A 15,278-nucleotide genomic window follows, 5' to 3' on the forward strand; every position below is an offset into this window, starting at 1 on the left:
AGGTGTTGATGAAAGTATATCTTGACGATGAACGTGCCACACCCGATGGCTGGGTGCGGGTCTACTGGCCGGACCAGGCTATTGCCTTGTTGGCGGGCGGCGCGGTGACGCACCTCAGCCTGGACCACGACCTGGGCGACGATGCGCGCGGCACTGGCTACGATGTGGTGTTGTGGGTCGAGGAACAGGTATTTACCGCCGGCTTTCGGCCGCCAGCGATGCGGGTGCACTCGGCCAATGCCTCGGCACGGGAAAAAATGGAAGCAGGAATCCGAACAATTGAACGTTACGCCGGCCACGCTGGCACTGAATGAAGGAAGTTTTGTGGGGAAACAACTGATCTCACGCCTGGTCGCAGGCGTCCTGATCGCCGCGCTGTCCGGCGCGGCCAGTGCCAATCCGGTTCACATGCAGCTGGCAAAGATGACGCAAACCAAGCGCAAGGCCGCGCTGGGGGAAGCGGTGACGGATGCGGGCATCCGCTGCATCGGGATCAAGCGCGCGATATACCAAGGCAGCGACGAGCGCGACACGGCGCTGTGGAGTGCGCGTTGCGTCGATGGCAGGCTGTTCGCCGTGGAGATCGATAACGACGCCCAAGGCACGACGCGTGTGGAGCGCTGCAAGACGCGCAAGCGCCGCGTCAGCAACTGCAAATTCAAGGGCAGATTCTGACGGTCCAACCGGGGTCTGACCTCTGATTAGAAATTTTTTCGTCAGGACGGTCCAACCGGGGTCTGACCTCTGATTAGAAATTTTTTCGTCAGGGTTCAGACCTCCGGTGCACACGACTGGCGACGAAGCGACAAAACGACGTCTGAGCTCGCTGCAGCTAACCAAACTCCGACTAAACCCCATCGGCCAGGTAAAGCGGGGCGTCGAGCGGGAAATGTTTCGAGTCAGAGGTCGGACCCCGGTTGGGAAATGTTTCGAATCAGAGGTCGGACCCCGGTTGGGAAATGGTTCAGATTTCCAGGTTGTCGATCAGGCGGGTGGTGCCCAGCTTGGCCGCCGCCAGGACTACCAGCGGCGCGCCTTGCGCCAGGTCGCCGGCCGTCGGCGGCTGCAGGTCGTTTTGCTTGCGGATCGAGATGTAGTCGGGCTTCCAGCCACGTCGCGCCAGGTCTTCCATCGCCTTGTGCTCAAGCTGGAAAATGTCCAGGTGGCCTGAACGCACTTCGTTCGCCACCGCATTCAGACTCTGGTACAACGCCGGCGCTTCGGCCCGCTCCGCTTCCGACAGGTACATATTGCGCGACGAGAGTGCCAGCCCGTCGTCCGCACGCCAGGTCTCGGCCGCGATGATTTGCGTTGGCAGCGCGAATTGACGGCTCATGTTGCGCACCATCATCAGCTGCTGATAATCCTTCTTGCCGAACACGGCCACCTTCGGTTGCACGCACGAAAACAGTTTCAGGACGATGGTGGTCACGCCGGTGAAGAAGCCCGGACGGAATTCCCCTTCCAGGGTATTGCCCAGGTCTTGCGGCGGGCTGACGCGGAATTCTTGCGGCTCCGGGTACAAGTCTTTCTCTGTCGGCGCGAACAGCACGTACACGCCTTCTTTTTCCAGTTTCTCGACGTCGGCCTGGAAGGTGCGCGGGTATTTGTCGAAGTCTTCGTTCGGCCCGAATTGCAGCCGGTTGACGAAGATCGAGGCCACCACCGGGTCGCCATGCTTGCGCGCCAGACGCATCAGCGACAGATGCCCTTCGTGCAGGTTGCCCATTGTCGGCACGAAGGCCGTGCGCAGCTGGCCGCTGAGCTGGTCGCGCAATTCTTCAACGGAAGAGATGATTTTCATGGGGCTTTCCTCAAACGGGTATCAAATGAATCGGCTTACGCCGGGGAGTAGGCGAGGCGCACGTAAATCGGCGCGAACGGCTCGGCCTGGGTAATTTCTATCAGGGTTTCCTTGGCCAGTTCCAGCATGGCCACGAAGTGCACCACGACGATGGGCACGCCGCCCTGGCCCTGGAACAAGTCGGCAAATTCGACGAAGCGCGCCGATTGCAGCTGGCGCAGAATCGAGGTCATGTGCTCGCGCACCGACAGTTCCTGGCGGCTGATGCGGTGATGCTGGGTCAGCTTGGCGCGTTTGAGCACGTCCAGCCAGGCGCGCTGCAGGTCGACCGGGTCGACATCGGGCCAGTTCGGGATGTTGCTCTGTTCGACGAACAAGGCGGGCCGGGTGAAGTCGCGGTCGAGCTGGGGAATGGCGTTGATTTCGTAGGCGGCCAGCTTGATCTGCTCGTAGTCGAGCAAGCGGCGCACCAGGTCGGCGCGTGGGTCGTAGGTGTCGAGCAGGTCGTCGTCGGGCAGGCGCTGGGGCAGCAGCATGCGTGATTTGATTTCGATCAGCATGGCGGCCATCAGCAGGTATTCGGCGGCCAGTTCCAGGTTGTGCAGGCGGATCTGGTCGACATATTTCAGGTATTGCAGGGTGACCTGCGCCATCGGAATGTCGAGGATGTTGAAGTTTTGCTTGCGGATCAGGTAGAGCAGCAGGTCGAGCGGACCTTCGAAAGCATCGAGGAAGATTTCCAGCGCGTCGGGCGGAATGAACAGGTCGGTCGGCATGCGCAGCATGGGCTCGCCGTACAAACGGGCAAAGGCGGGCACCTCGGCCGGCGTCTCCAGTACCGCCGGCAGCTCGAGCGGCGCCGCAGGCGCGTCAGTCGGCGCATCGCCTGGCGCGTCGCCTGGCGCGTCGCCTGGCGCGTCGCGTCGCGAGCCATCTGGCTCCGTGGCGAGTTCTTCCGTCGCCGCCTCATCTGGCAACATGGTCTCGCCCTGGGATGTCAGAGTTTGTTCTGGTACACGTAGGCCTGTTGGCTGACCCGCGATTCCTTGGTTTTATCCTGCTCGGCCAGGGAAGTCGGGGCCTTGTCCCACAGCAGCGCGCGGCCGGCGATCTGACCGGCTTCCATCTCGGGATTCTTGGCCTTGAGTTCGCGGATGAACTTGGTGTGGTCGGATTCGTAGAGCTGGAATTGTTTGGTCAGTTTCATAATAGGTTCTTGGGTAGCGGACAATGCTATTTTACCGCGAGCAAGGCGGCAGGGGGAATTCGTCGGGCACCGTGGCGGCCCGACGAGGTCGTACGCTCGTGCGCTTACGGGTGCAGCAGGTTCAGCTGCCTGGCGATGATGTCGTGATTGAGCCATACCACGGGGGCGATTTTCTCGGAAGCGCCATAAAACATCAATGGACCGGCGCTTTCCAGCACCAGCGCGCTCAGGTGGTCGGTGATCAGGGCCTTGCGGTCCTTGTGCAACTTGGTCATCTCGTCCGAGGTGCCGATCATCACTTCCGCCAGGGGCGGCGTGTTGTCCATCGGCCAGGCATCGAAGTTGCGGAAGGTGGCGCTGACCGGGTCGTTGTTGTAGGCCTCGATCTGGTCGATCAGGCTTTGCAAGGAGACGCCATCGTTGAGCAGTTCCTGGCAGATGGTCCATTGCTGCTCGGCCCAGGCGCCGCCACCTTCGCGTTTCAGGGCGGCGAGCAAGGGGAACAGCGACAGTTCGACACCGGCGAAAATGTCCGACGAGTTGGTGCGGATTTCCGGGCAGTTGAACACGGTGGCGCTGATTCCCTGCGCCCATGCTGCCTGCGCAATGCTTTCGAGGCGCATCTTGGCGTAGCCCTGGGTGTAGTTGGTGTAGGTCTGCCACTGGTACTTGCCGTCGATCAGGATCTCGCTGCCGTGGTAGCCGTAAGCCGTGTAGCGTACCTGGCCGCCCTTGGCGGTGATGCGCTCGCGGATGGCGGCGCTGGCGGTAATCAGGTGTTGCAGGGTGTTCGCGGTGACTTCGTCGAAGTTCATCAAGATCAGCTTGCCGAGGTCGCTGTCGAGCAATTCGCGCGAGGACATGAAGCGTTCGCCGCGGCCCTTGTAGATGCGGTTGGCGATGGCCAGGAAGGCCTTGATCTTGGGAATGCCGCCGGCCATGGTGTGGGCGAAGAAGACATTGCTGCCGTCGGGAATCAGCTTGTCGATCTCGGCCATGGCCTGGGCGGTGGAGGAGGCGAAGCGGCGCACGCCGACTTCACGGCAGCGCTCGACAGCGGTCCAGTCCAGCTTTTCTTCCTGCCAGCCCTTGAGGGTCAGGCCGGCCAGCATTTCGGTCGGGTTCCGTTCGCCTTCGGGTGCGTCGAGGTCGAAGCCGGCCATCAGCGGCAGATTGATGATGCGTCCGCCCAGCTTGGCTTCGGCTTCGGCCAGTTCTTCTTCGTTGAGTGCGCGCAGCGCGTTATTCTCGTCACGGCGCCCGACCGTGATGCCGACGATGGTCATGCCGGCCTCGCGTGCCTCATCGATCAGGCCGTTAGCGTAGCCGCGGCCGAACAGTTCGCCGAACAGGACGAACACGTCGCCTTTGCGAAACAGCTTGGTGTTCGGGATGTGCCTCAAGGAAGTCAATTCGGTCATAGATACCACTCAAAAGTAAGAAGGTTCGGGCGCCGGGCCCACCACCCCGGCCGGCGCCGTGGGGACGCAGGTGCGGGGCATGTTGTTTTTCTCGTCAAGCGCGACATTATAGCCCCCCGCTTGCGGCGCCCGCTTGCGGCGCCCGCTTGCGGCCTTCGATATCGGCGTTCCGATACCGGCACTCATGTGACTCTTTGCAAGAAGGGCGATCGTTTTAATGACGCAGCACGCGCCGCATCACGCGCGGCGGTGGTTCGGCCGCGTTGGCATGGGAATATTCGAGTTCGTCGGCCAGTTCGAATTCGTAGGCGGCGTACAGGTCGAGCAGCTTGGGCTGGTCGCTGCGCACGGCCAGCCGCAGTTCCTGCACGCCGCTGGCCAGGCTTTGATGGATCACCGCTTCGAGCAGGTGCTGGGACAGATTGCCGCCGCGGCATTGCGGCAGCACGCCCATGCGCCGGATTTCCCACACGTCCGGTTCGAGGTCGTGCGGCGCCCAGCGCACCGAGCCGACCGGCGTATCGTCCTGCAGCAGGATGAAGGCGCCGCCGCAGCGCAGCTGTTCGGCCACGCGCTGGGCGGTTTCGCGGTGCCCGCTTGACGTCACCGCCACCGTGCCGGCCCAGGATGCCCGGGTCAGGTCGGCGATCAGTTGGGCGTCGTCATCGTTTGCCGGGCGCACCATGAGGTTCATCCTTGGCTTTCGCTGGCCGTTAGCTGATGCGCATGCCAGGCTGCGCGCCCGGCCATGGTTCCAGCACGTACAGGCCCGGATTCGCCGTCTCGTCGGCGGCGGAGGCGCACAGGACCATGCCTTCGGAAATGCCGAACTTCATCTTGCGCGGTGCCAGGTTGGCTACCAGCACGGTCAGCTTGCCGATCAGCTGCTCGGGCGTATAGGCCGATTTGATGCCGGAGAACACGTTGCGCAGGCGGCCTTCGCCCACGTCCAGGGTCAGGCGCAGCAGCTTGTCGGAGCCGTCCACCTGTTCGCAGTTGACGATTTTGGCGATGCGCAGGTCGATCTTGGTGAAGTCGTCGATCTTGATTTCCGGCGCCAGTTCTTCGATATCGCCACGTTCAGGCGCATCCAGGGCCGGTGCGGCGACGGCCGGCGCAGGAGCGGTCACGGCCGCAACTGCCGGCTTGTCGATCAGCGCTTCAACCATCTTGGCGTCGATGCGGGTCATCAGGTGGCTGTAGGCGCCGATTTCGCGGCCGAGCATGGTTTCGTACACGGCGGCGCCCGTCGTGTCGCTCCAGCTCAGCGTATCGTCGCGCAGGAATTCGGCGACCTTGGTGGCAATCTGCGGCAGCACCGGCGAGAGCATGATGGTGATCTGGCGGAACAAAATCAGCGCGGTGGTGCACACATCGTGCAGTTGCGCGGTTTTTTCCGGGTCCTTGGCCAAAATCCATGGCTTGTTTTCATCGACATACTGGTTGGTGATGTCGGCGATTTCCATGATTTCGCGCAGCGCCTTGCCGAACTCGCGGTTTTCGAAGTTGGCGGCGATGCTGGCCTGGCGTTCGTTGCCGTCAACCGTCAGCGCGCGGCCAATCCACTGCTGCGCGTGCGGCGACAGGGTGGAGGTCAGCTTGCCGTCGAAATTCTTGGCGATGAAACCGGCGCAGCGGCTGGCGATGTTGACGTATTTGCCGATCAGGTCGCTATTCACGCGCGCAATGAAATCCTCGCCATTGAAGTCGAGGTCTTCCACCTTCGAGTTCAGCTTGAAGGCGATGTAGTAGCGCAGCCATTCCGGATTCATCTTCAGGTCGAGGTAGCGCAGCGGCGAAATGCCGGTGCCGCGCGACTTGGCCATTTTTTCACCGTTCAGTGTCAGGTGGCCGTGCACATTGACTTTCAGCTTGTCGATCACCGGGTGACCGGCGAAATTGAGCATGGCGGGCCAGAACAGCAGGTGGAAGGAGACGATATCCTTACCGATGAAGTGGACTTGCTCGGTGTCCGGGTCATTCAGCAGGGCATCGAAATCCATCCCTTTCTTGCTGCAGTAATTTTTCAGGCTGGCCAGGTAGCCGACCGGCGCGTCCAGCCAGACATAGAAGAACTTGCCCGGCGCATCGGGAATCGGGATGCCGAAGTAGGGCGCGTCGCGCGAAATATCCCAGTCGGCCAGCTTTTCGCCGGCGTCGCCGAGCCATTCGGAGACCTTGTTGACCATTTCCGACTGCAAACGGCCAGGCGTGTTCAGCCATTCCTTGAGGAAGGTGTAGCAGCGCGGGTCGGACAGGGCGAAGAAATACTGTTCCGACGGTTTCAGGATCGGCGTGGAGCCGGTGAAGACCGAGAACGGGTTCACCAGTTCGGTCGGCTGGTAAGCCGCGCCGCAGACTTCGCAATTGTCGCCGTACTGGTCCTTGGCGCCGCATTTCGGGCACTCGCCCTTGATGTTGCGGTCGGCCAGGAACATGCCTTTGACCGGGTCGAAGAAGCGGTCGACCGTCTTGGTGACGATCAGGCCGGTGTCGCGCAGCTTGCGGTAGATGCCTTGCGACAGCTCCACGTTTTCCGGCGAATCGGTCGAATACCAGTTATCGAAGGCAATGTGGAAGCCGTCCAGGTATTGCGGACGGTCGGCCGCGATCTTGGCCACGAATTCCTGGGGCGTGATGCCTTTCTTTTCGGCCGCGATCATGATCGGCGTGCCGTGGGTATCGTCGGCGCAGACGAAGTGGACTTCACGCTGGAGGTCGCCGTCGCGTTGCATTCGCTGAAAACGGACCCAGATATCGGCCTGGATGTATTCCATCATGTGGCCGATGTGAAAGGCGCCGTTGGCGTAAGGCAGGGCGGTGGTGACGAACAGCTTGCGAGTCATGGTTGAAATGCGCTTATTGGAAAGTTTATCAAGAAAAACAGAGAAGCATTTTACCAGCGGATGACCCGACTGCGCACAGGGGTTTGCCCGGATTTGCCATTCAGGCAAGGCTTGACAAGGCGATTTGCGCTAAACTTCGGCATGTTTCGGCATCATATTCCCTGGAGATTTACATGAGCATCACAGTAGAAGACGTCAAGAATGCACTGACGGCGGTTATCGATCCGAACACCCAGAAAGATTTCGTCTCTTCCAAGACGATCAAGAATATCAAGCTCGACGGCAACGATATCTCGCTCGACGTCGAGCTCGGCTATCCGGCGAAAAGCCAGATCGACATGATCCGTAGCGCCATCGTGGCCGCCCTGCAGGCGCTGCCGGGCGCGGGCCGGATCAATCCGAACGTGTATTCCAAGATTATTTCGCACACCGTGCAGCGCGGCCTGAAAATCATGCCGAACGTGAAGAATATCATCGCGGTGGCGTCCGGCAAGGGCGGCGTGGGCAAGTCGACCACGGCGGTCAACCTGGCCCTGGCCCTGGCGGCCGAGGGCGCAAGCGTGGGCGTGCTGGACGCGGATATTTATGGTCCCTCGCAGCCGATGATGCTGGGTATTAACGGCCGTCCGGAAACGTCTGACGGCAAGACCATGGAACCGCTGGAAAACCATGGTTTGCAGGTATCCTCGATCGGCTTCATGATCGATCCGGACGAGCCGATGGTGTGGCGCGGCCCGATGGTCACGCAGGCGCTGCAACAGTTGCTGGAGCAAACCAACTGGCGCGACCTCGATTACCTGATCGTCGACATGCCGCCAGGCACCGGCGACATCCAGCTGACCCTGTCCCAAAAAGTGCCGGTCACGGGCGCGGTGATCGTCACCACCCCGCAGGACATCGCCCTGCTCGATGCCCGCAAGGGCTTGAAAATGTTCGAGAAAGTCGGCATTCCGATCCTCGGCGTGGTGGAAAACATGAGCACCCATATCTGCTCGAACTGCGGCCACACGGAAGCGATTTTCGGTCATGGCGGCGGCGCCAAGATGTGCGCCGACTTCGGCGTGGAGTTCCTCGGCGCCTTGCCGCTGACCATGTCGATCCGCGAACAGACCGATTCTGGCCGCCCGACGGTGGTGGCCGAGCCCAACGGTCCGGTGGCGCAGATCTACAAGGATATCGCACGCAAGGTGGCCATCAAGATCGCCGAAAAGGCGAAAGACATGACCAGCAAGTTCCCCAGCATTGTCATCAAGAATGACTAAGCCAGGCGCATGTGGGGCGCCCGGCGCCCACATGCACATCAGGCCAGGCCTGGCGCGTCCTGCGCCAGGCAGCCTTTTACCAACCGCAAAGGAATCCACTTGAAATCGTTCATCAAACACCTCGTCTTTTCCGCCTCTCTGCTGGCCACGGCAGGCGCGTTCGCCCAATCGGTTTCCTTCGTCGAGCCGGAAGATGGCGCGACCGTCAAAAGCCCGTTCAAGGTCAAGTTCGCCGTCGAAGGCATGGAAGTCAAGCCGGCCGGCGCGCTGGCGGCCAATACCGGCCACCATCACCTGGTCATCAACGGCGCCGCGATCAAGGAAGGCGATTCGGTCCCCTTCGACGACAAGCACTTGCATTTCGGTAAAGGCCAGACCGAAACCGAGGTCAAGCTGCCGCCCGGTGAATATACCCTGACCATGCAATTCGCCAACGGCGCGCACCAGTCCTACGGTACGCCGATGAGCAAATCGATCAAGGTGACCGTCAAGTAATTCCCCCGCGAGCGCTGTGGGCAGTACAATTGTTTTTGTCGAGAAAACAATTTCCTCCATGAAGCGCTCCAATTCCCCTGTCGATGCCGCCCGCCGTGCCCTGTTGCTGGGCGCGGCCGCCGCGCTGGCTTTGCCGGCCGGCGCCGCGCCGCGCGAGCTGCTGGTGGTGGGCGCTCACTTCGCGCGCGTTTATGAGCGCGCCAATGGCGAATTTTCGGGCATGGCGGTCGAGATCATCCGTGCCATCGCCGGCGAACTGGGCCAGCCGGTGTATTTCGAGCTGTATCCCTGGGCGCGCGCGCAGTCGATGGTGGCGCAGGGGCAGGCCGACATCCTCGTCGGCCCCTACAAATCACCCGAGCGGCTCGAGCTCTTTACGTTTTCCGAGCGTCCTTTCTATCAGGACCAGATGGTGTTTTTCTCGCGCAGCAATGCGCCGTTTGCCTGGGACGGCAGCTATGCGTCCCTGCGCGGCAAGCGCATCGTCATCATCAACGGCTGGGCCTATGGCGACGAATTCGATGCCGCGCGCAAGGACTTGTTGGTCAGCGTGACGAATTCGGTCGAATCGGCGCTGACCATGCTCTCGCACGGGCGGGTGGATTTGTTCGCCAGCAACGTGCGCAATACCGAGCCGGTCGTCCCGCTGCTGGCGCTGGAAGGCAAGGTGGTGCCCGTGGGCCGCACCATTTGCCTGCAACGCGGCTTTTTCGCTTTTCCGCGGCGTCCCGAGTACGACGTCATGCGCGCGCGTTTCGACCATGCCTTCAATGCCTATGTCGACAGTGGCGAACTGCGCAAGCTCGGCAAGCGCCTCAACGTCCAGGTTCCCTGAACGGCGGCCGGCGCCTGTCTCAGGAGCGCCGGCGCTCATAACTTCCTCGTAGAATCGACAACTTGCGGGTACCATACGCAATGACGCTTTGACAACGGTCATATTCCAAGTTGATTTTTCGCAGGAAGCGTGACAGCGCCCGCCTGCTCCCCCAGGAGACAAGATGATGAAGAAAAACGTAGTGCGCGCTGCGTGCCTGTCGGCGCTTGCCGTGTTGGGCGTGCAGGGCGCTGCCTCGGCGGCGGTGTTGAGCGTCGGCCCCGGCAAGACCTATGCGACGCCGTGCCGCGCGTTTGCCGCCGCTAAAAATGGCGATGTGATCGAGATTGCCGGCGGTGTGTTGTACAGCGGCGACGTTTGCGGCATCTACGCCAGTTATCTGACGATCCGCGGTGTGAACGGCCGTCCGCGCATCGATGCCGCCGGCAAGAATGCGATGGGGAAGGCGATCTGGGTCGTGGTCGGTAACAGCATTCTGATCGATAACGTGGAAATGTTCGGCGCAAAGGTTGCCGACCGTAACGGCGCCGCGCTGCGTCTGGAAGGAACTGGCTTCACCCTGCGCAACAGTTTCCTGCACGATAACGAGAATGGCATTCTGAGCGGTGTGAACCTGGCCAGCGATGTGGTCATCGAAGGCACCGAATTCGGGCATAACGGGTACGGCACGGGGCAGACGCACAATCTGTACATCGGCAATGTGCGCAGTTTGATGTTCCGTCGCAACTTTTCGCATGATGCGAATGTCGGCCACAACCTGAAGTCGAGGGCGCAGACCAACCATATTCTGTACAACCGCTTTTCCAGCCTGCGTCCGGGTGAAACGGGTTCGACGGCGGCGGGGCAGCCGAGTTACGAAATCGATTTGCCGAATGCGGGCACTTCTTACGTGATCGGCAATGTGATCCAGCAGCCGGCCGCCAATCAGAACGGGGCGATGCTGGCCTACGGGGAAGAGGGCGCCACCAATGCCGGGCATGATTTGTATGTGGTCAACAACACCTTCCTGAACGACGATACCGCGCGCGGGGTATTTGTGATGGTGGGTTCTGGTGTGACCAAGCCGGCTCTGCTGCAGAACAATATTTTTTCGGGGATCGGGACCTTGAGCACGCAGGTGAGCACGGTGGCCAAGACCAATTACCGTTCGGTCGCCCCGGGCTTCGTGAACCGCGCGACCTACGATCTGCGGCCGACGCCTTCGCCGCTGGTAGTCAATGCGGGCACCAATCCGGGGGTGTCGGCGACGGGGTACTCGCTTACGCCGGTGGCCGAGTACAAGCACGTGGCGTTCTGGATCGGACGGCCGGTGAGCAGCCAGCTCGATATCGGGGCGTATGAGTCGACGTCGATTGCGCCGTAGTCGCTAACCTGCGATCCGTCGTTCCTGCCATTGGCAGAAAAGACTTCCCGCGAAGGCGGGAACCCAAGTTCGTCGAGCCGCCAGTGACTGCGCCACGGAATTGATTCCCGCCTCTCCAGGAACTAGTCTTTGCCGCTAATTTGAGCAGCTTTGCGACTCCAAACCTCGAAACCGTCGCTCCCGCGCAGGCGGAAACGCATGCGTTTCCCCCATAGCACCGTCGATATACGAATGTGCTATGGATTCCCGCCTGCGCGGGAAGTCATTTCTGCCAATGGCAGGAATGACGGAGCTTAGGTTAGCGCCATTTGGAAGCGCCCTCGCACTTTGCACAGTTCCAAGAGATTTGAGGAGTTTCATAGAAACTGGGACCTGCGCGGGAACGACGGAGCATGAGTTAGCGCCATTTGGGGCCGGCCTCTGACTTTGCACAGTTCCAAGAGATTTGAGGAGTTTCCTTGAAACTGGGCGCTGCGCGGGAAGACGTTTCTGCCAATGGCAGGAAAGACGGTCTTGGAGTTTGTGGTCAGAAAAAAGCTGAACCACGAAATTTGGGGGAGTGCATGCGTTCCCGCCTGCGTGGGAAGTCGTTTCTGCCGATGGCAGGAACGACGAGTTAGGGCTTGATCCCCACAATTCCCGCCTCCGCAGCCCACTGTCCCACATCGCTGCGCTTGATCGCAGCCGCCATCAACTCTGGAAATAAATCCGGCGTGCACGCAAAACACGGTGCGCCCAGCGCCGCGAAATACGCCGCGTTCGCGTGGTCATAACCGGGCGCCCCGTTATCGTCGAGCGCGAGCAGCACAATCACCTGCACACCAGCGGCCACCATCGCCGCCGCTCTCCTGCGCATCTCCGCATTATTCCCACCCTCGTACAAATCGCTGATCAGCACGAAAATGGTATCGGCCGGCCGTTCGATCAAACCCTGGCAATAGCCCAGCGCCCGATTGATATCGGTGCCACCGCCCAGTTGCGTGCCGAACAGCACATCGACCGGATCGGCCAGCATCGAGGTCAGGTCGATCACGGCCGTATCGAACACCACCACCGAGGTAGTGACCGCCTTGATACTGGCCAGCACCGCCGCGAACACGCTGGCGTACACCACCGACGGCGCCATCGAACCGCTCTGGTCGATGCACAGCACGATGTCGCGCAAGGATTGCCCCTTGCGTCCGAAGCCGATGCGCGTTTCCGGAATAATCGTCCGGTACTCGGGCTGGTAATGGCGCAGGTTGGCGCGGATCGTGCGCAGCCAGTCGATCTCGTGATGGCGCGGGCGGCGGTTGCGGGTGGCGCGGTTCAGGCTACCCGCCACCGCCTGCCGGAACGGACTGGCCAGCCTGCGCTCCAGCTCGTCCACCACTTGCCGCACCACCACGCGCGCCGTTTCCTTGGTCTTGTTCGGCATCACCCGATTCAGACTGAGCAGGGTGGCGACCAGATGCACATCCGGTTCGACCGCCTTGAGCATTTCCGGTTCCAGCAGCATTTGCTCCAGGCCCAGCCGTTCCAGCGCATCTTTCTGCATCACCTGCACCACGCTCGATGGAAAATACTGGCGGATATCGCCCAGCCAGCGCGATACGTTCGGCGCCGATGCGCCCAGCCCGCCATTGCGTCCCGGCGCCGGGTTGTACAGGGCCGACAGGGCCCGGTCCATGGCCAGGTCGTGCGCATCCAGGGACACTTCCGGCTGGTTCGGCTCGCTGCCCAATACCATGCGCCAGCGGCGCCTTTGTTCCTGCGGGGTGAGCTCATGCGACATGCGAGGTCTCCGGTGTTGATGTTGCGGCGCTGCCGCCGAGGATCATGCCCAGCACCGGCAGCACCAGCCGCGCGCGCGCTTCATCGACACTGCCGGCGGCCGCGGCGACGGCCAGCGTGCCGCCGGCGCCGCCGGCGCTGCCGGCGCGCTCGCTCAGCTGGCGCCGCTCCGGCGCTTCAAAGGCGCCAAAGGTGCGCCGCAGCAGCGGCAGCAGTTCGACGAAGCTGTCCGGATCGAGGCGGTTGATCCAGTTGTTGACCAGACTCCACAGGCTGTCGTTGTGCAGCAGTAGCGCGGCGCTGCCTTGCAGGAAGCCTTCGAGCCAATTGCCGCTGGCCAGCGGGGCGCTCGCATGCGAACAGCGCAAGGCCAGCGCGCGCGCGGTGCGTTCCTGGTCCCAGTAGCCTTGCTCCGACAAAATGCGGGCGCAGCGGCCGCTGATCAAAGGATGCGATAGTTCATTGCCCGCCACTTGGTCGAGCGCCCCGAACCAGGCGTCCAGCAGCGCCTCGTCCTGGATCAGGCGGATGGCGCGGTCGGCGCCGATCAGCTGTTTCACCAGTTCGGCCGCCGGTTCGTCGGCCATGCCCAGCACGCCGAAGGGCAGGGCGATGCAGGCGCGCGTGACGAGGCCTTCGACCACCTGGCCGATGGCGCTGGTATCGGTGCCGCGCACGCTGCCGTAGCGCAGCACCTTGGCCAGCGGCGGCAGGGCGGCCAGCATGAAGCCTACGTCGGGGGTGAGCGCGCCGACTTGCTGGATACGCTGCATCAGCAAATCGACCGCCTGCGGCAGGTCGGCCAGCAGCACCCGTTCGATCAGCGCGGTCAGCTCGGGAAGGGTACTCGCCTCGTTGGCCAGGCTGACCGCCTTGCCGGTGGCGGCCGCTTCGACATTGCCGCCCCAAACGTTCGCTTCGATCAGGCGGATGGCGAATTCCGGCTCCCATGCCAGGCGCCACCATTCGTGGAAGGTGCCCGACTTGCCAGTGACACGTTCGGCACGGCCCCAGTCGACGCCGAGCAGCGCCAGGCGATGCAGCAGCACGCTTTTTTCCAGATGGGCCGGCTGGCGCAGGTCGAGTTCGAGCTGGCTGTGGTCGGCCCGCACCGGCAGGCGCAGGCGCTTTTGCTGGGCTTGCACGTCCTGCGGCAGCGGCAGGGTCGGCACGCCAGGCGGCACTTCGCCCAGGCGGTCGTTGATCAGGAGGGCGTCGTGGATCAGGCGCAGCGGGGTGTCGCTGTCGTAGCAGAACACGGCGCGCACCGCTTCCTGCAGCTCGCCCAAGCCCGGACGGGGCCGCTCACGCATGGCCGCCAGGGTATCGGCCAGGCGCACCGCTTCGATGATGCTGGCCGATGACGCGTCCAGGTCGTGCTTGCGCAGCAGGATGGCGACATCGGTCAGCCAGTACAGGCTGGCCTGGGCCGGGTGGCTCCACATGTGGTGATACCAGCCGGGCGCGGTGACGCCGGCGCCATAGCCGCTGCGAAACGCCAGGCGGCCGTAGCTCCAGGGGGTCCAGGTCGCGGCCAGCTTGACCTTGGGCAAGCCCTTGAGCAAGTCATTGTCGCTCTTGGCGGACGGCATGGTTGCCAGCGCCGGCACGTGGTAGGCGCCGCAGACCACGGCGATGCGCTGGTGGCCCTGCTTCTCGGCCAGGCGGATGGCGTTGCGCATCCACGCTTCGCGCTGCTGCTCGCGCAGATCGGGCGGACCGGCGATGTCGGTGCGCACCGTGGTCATCATCTCGGCGATGGCGGCGAACAGGTCGAGGCTGTCGGAACGCTGCTCGACCAGATGGTCCCACCAGGTGTCGGTGTCGGAAAAACCGGCCGCGTTGGCCAGCCATTGCAGCGGATCTTCGTGCAGCTCGTCGGTGCCGGACCCGGACTCGGCTTCGGACTCGCCGGTGCCGGATTGCCCTTCAGCCGGCTCGGCCGCTTCCGCTTCGGCCAGCCGGTGCGACTGCGGCAAGTCGCAAAAGCGCACCGGCACGCCGTTGGCGGTGGCGTAGCGCATGGCTTGCCACTCCGGCGAAAACTCGGCGAACGGATAAAACACGGCGCGCTGCGGCGTGGCCGGCACATAGACCAGCAGCGCGACCGGCGGCTTGATGGCCGGATCGGCGGCGAAGGCGATCAGCTCGTCGGCCTCGGGCGGGCCTTCGATCAGGATGCAGTCCGGCTGCAGCGCCTGCAAGGCTTGCGCCAGGCTGCGCGCGCAGCCCGGACCGTGGTGGCGGATGCCGAATAAATGAACGCTCATCG

The 15,278-nt window shown here is 62.5% G+C and carries 14 protein-coding genes; 6 read left to right on the top strand and 8 right to left on the bottom strand.

What is annotated here, in order from left to right; translation table 11 throughout:
• Positions 1-8: 8 nt before the first annotated feature.
• Entirely contained in the window at positions 9-314 is a 306-nt protein-coding gene (locus IV454_RS18055; protein ID WP_206087208.1) for a cyclic-phosphate processing receiver domain-containing protein, read from the top strand.
• A 10-nt stretch (positions 315-324) separates the two neighbouring features.
• A complete protein-coding gene (locus tag IV454_RS18060; protein WP_206087209.1) occupies positions 325-675 on the top strand; it encodes a hypothetical protein in 351 nt (116 codons plus the stop codon).
• 289 nt (positions 676-964) lie between these two features.
• On the opposite strand, the gene panC is transcribed toward IV454_RS18060, so the two are convergent.
• The 6 genes from panC to metG form a co-directional block, all read right to left on the bottom strand.
• The gene (gene panC / locus IV454_RS18065; protein WP_054267184.1) at positions 965-1,804 is read right to left on the bottom strand and encodes a pantoate--beta-alanine ligase; all 840 of its coding nucleotides are present in this window, start codon (positions 1,802-1,804) and stop codon (positions 965-967) included.
• Between the two features lie 35 nt (positions 1,805-1,839).
• On the bottom strand, positions 1,840-2,784 hold the full coding sequence (locus tag IV454_RS18070) for a segregation and condensation protein A (protein ID WP_229521685.1): 945 nt from the start codon (positions 2,782-2,784) through the stop codon (positions 1,840-1,842).
• A gap of 17 nt (positions 2,785-2,801) precedes the next feature.
• Entirely contained in the window at positions 2,802-3,011 is a 210-nt protein-coding gene (locus IV454_RS18075) for a DUF3460 family protein (protein ID WP_099876892.1), read from the bottom strand.
• Positions 3,012-3,115: 104 nt separating this feature from the next.
• Positions 3,116-4,432: an enoyl ACP reductase FabMG family protein gene (locus IV454_RS18080; RefSeq protein WP_206087210.1), complete on the bottom strand. Its 1,317-nt coding sequence runs from the start codon at positions 4,430-4,432 to the stop codon at positions 3,116-3,118.
• 214 nt (positions 4,433-4,646) lie between these two features.
• A complete protein-coding gene (locus IV454_RS18085) occupies positions 4,647-5,126 on the bottom strand; it encodes a GNAT family N-acetyltransferase (RefSeq protein ID WP_206087211.1) in 480 nt (159 codons plus the stop codon).
• Between the two features lie 19 nt (positions 5,127-5,145).
• A complete protein-coding gene (gene metG / locus IV454_RS18090; protein WP_206087212.1) occupies positions 5,146-7,278 on the bottom strand; it encodes a methionine--tRNA ligase in 2,133 nt (710 codons plus the stop codon).
• A 173-nt stretch (positions 7,279-7,451) separates the two neighbouring features.
• Here metG and apbC point away from each other — a divergent pair, with 173 nt between their 5' ends.
• The 4 genes from apbC to IV454_RS18110 all read left to right on the top strand — a co-directional run bounded on the left by apbC (position 7,452) and on the right by IV454_RS18110 (position 11,233).
• A complete protein-coding gene (apbC, locus tag IV454_RS18095) occupies positions 7,452-8,540 on the top strand; it encodes an iron-sulfur cluster carrier protein ApbC (protein ID WP_206087213.1) in 1,089 nt (362 codons plus the stop codon).
• Positions 8,541-8,639: 99 nt separating this feature from the next.
• On the top strand, positions 8,640-9,035 hold the full coding sequence (locus tag IV454_RS18100) for a DUF4399 domain-containing protein (protein ID WP_229521687.1): 396 nt from the start codon (positions 8,640-8,642) through the stop codon (positions 9,033-9,035).
• Between the two features lie 58 nt (positions 9,036-9,093).
• Entirely contained in the window at positions 9,094-9,870 is a 777-nt protein-coding gene (locus tag IV454_RS18105; protein WP_206087215.1) for a substrate-binding periplasmic protein, read from the top strand.
• A gap of 163 nt (positions 9,871-10,033) precedes the next feature.
• The gene (locus IV454_RS18110; protein ID WP_229521689.1) at positions 10,034-11,233 is read left to right on the top strand and encodes a right-handed parallel beta-helix repeat-containing protein; all 1,200 of its coding nucleotides are present in this window, start codon (positions 10,034-10,036) and stop codon (positions 11,231-11,233) included.
• 616 nt (positions 11,234-11,849) lie between these two features.
• Here IV454_RS18110 and IV454_RS18115 read toward each other — a convergent pair.
• Both IV454_RS18115 and IV454_RS18120 read right to left on the bottom strand, forming a co-directional pair.
• The gene (locus IV454_RS18115; protein WP_206087216.1) at positions 11,850-13,007 is read right to left on the bottom strand and encodes a VWA domain-containing protein; all 1,158 of its coding nucleotides are present in this window, start codon (positions 13,005-13,007) and stop codon (positions 11,850-11,852) included.
• Entirely contained in the window at positions 12,997-15,276 is a 2,280-nt protein-coding gene (locus tag IV454_RS18120; protein WP_206087217.1) for a DUF5682 family protein, read from the bottom strand. Before IV454_RS18120 ends, IV454_RS18115 begins: the two co-directional genes overlap by 11 nt.
• Positions 15,277-15,278 lie beyond the last annotated feature (2 nt).

It is taken from the genome of Massilia antarctica, assembly GCF_015689335.1.
In the GTDB taxonomy this organism is placed as follows: domain Bacteria; phylum Pseudomonadota; class Gammaproteobacteria; order Burkholderiales; family Burkholderiaceae_D; genus Telluria_A; species Telluria_A antarctica.

What these genes read in the sequence shown, in the direction of transcription:
- metG (WP_206087212.1), bottom strand. Translation starts at nt 7,278, where the DNA reads ATGACTCGCAAGCTGTTCGTCACCACCGCCCTGCCTTACGCCAACGGC.
- IV454_RS18085 (WP_206087211.1), bottom strand. Translation starts at nt 5,126, where the DNA reads ATGAACCTCATGGTGCGCCCGGCAAACGATGACGACGCCCAACTGATC.
- apbC (WP_206087213.1), top strand. Translation starts at nt 7,452, where the DNA reads ATGAGCATCACAGTAGAAGACGTCAAGAATGCACTGACGGCGGTTATC.
- IV454_RS18075 (WP_099876892.1), bottom strand. Translation starts at nt 3,011, where the DNA reads ATGAAACTGACCAAACAATTCCAGCTCTACGAATCCGACCACACCAAG.
- IV454_RS18070 (WP_229521685.1), bottom strand. Translation starts at nt 2,784, where the DNA reads ATGTTGCCAGATGAGGCGGCGACGGAAGAACTCGCCACGGAGCCAGAT.
- IV454_RS18120 (WP_206087217.1), bottom strand. Translation starts at nt 15,276, where the DNA reads ATGAGCGTTCATTTATTCGGCATCCGCCACCACGGTCCGGGCTGCGCG.
- IV454_RS18105 (WP_206087215.1), top strand. Translation starts at nt 9,094, where the DNA reads ATGAAGCGCTCCAATTCCCCTGTCGATGCCGCCCGCCGTGCCCTGTTG.
- IV454_RS18080 (WP_206087210.1), bottom strand. Translation starts at nt 4,432, where the DNA reads ATGACCGAATTGACTTCCTTGAGGCACATCCCGAACACCAAGCTGTTT.
- IV454_RS18110 (WP_229521689.1), top strand. Translation starts at nt 10,034, where the DNA reads ATGATGAAGAAAAACGTAGTGCGCGCTGCGTGCCTGTCGGCGCTTGCC.
- IV454_RS18115 (WP_206087216.1), bottom strand. Translation starts at nt 13,007, where the DNA reads ATGTCGCATGAGCTCACCCCGCAGGAACAAAGGCGCCGCTGGCGCATG.
- IV454_RS18055 (WP_206087208.1), top strand. Translation starts at nt 9, where the DNA reads ATGAAAGTATATCTTGACGATGAACGTGCCACACCCGATGGCTGGGTG.
- panC (WP_054267184.1), bottom strand. Translation starts at nt 1,804, where the DNA reads ATGAAAATCATCTCTTCCGTTGAAGAATTGCGCGACCAGCTCAGCGGC.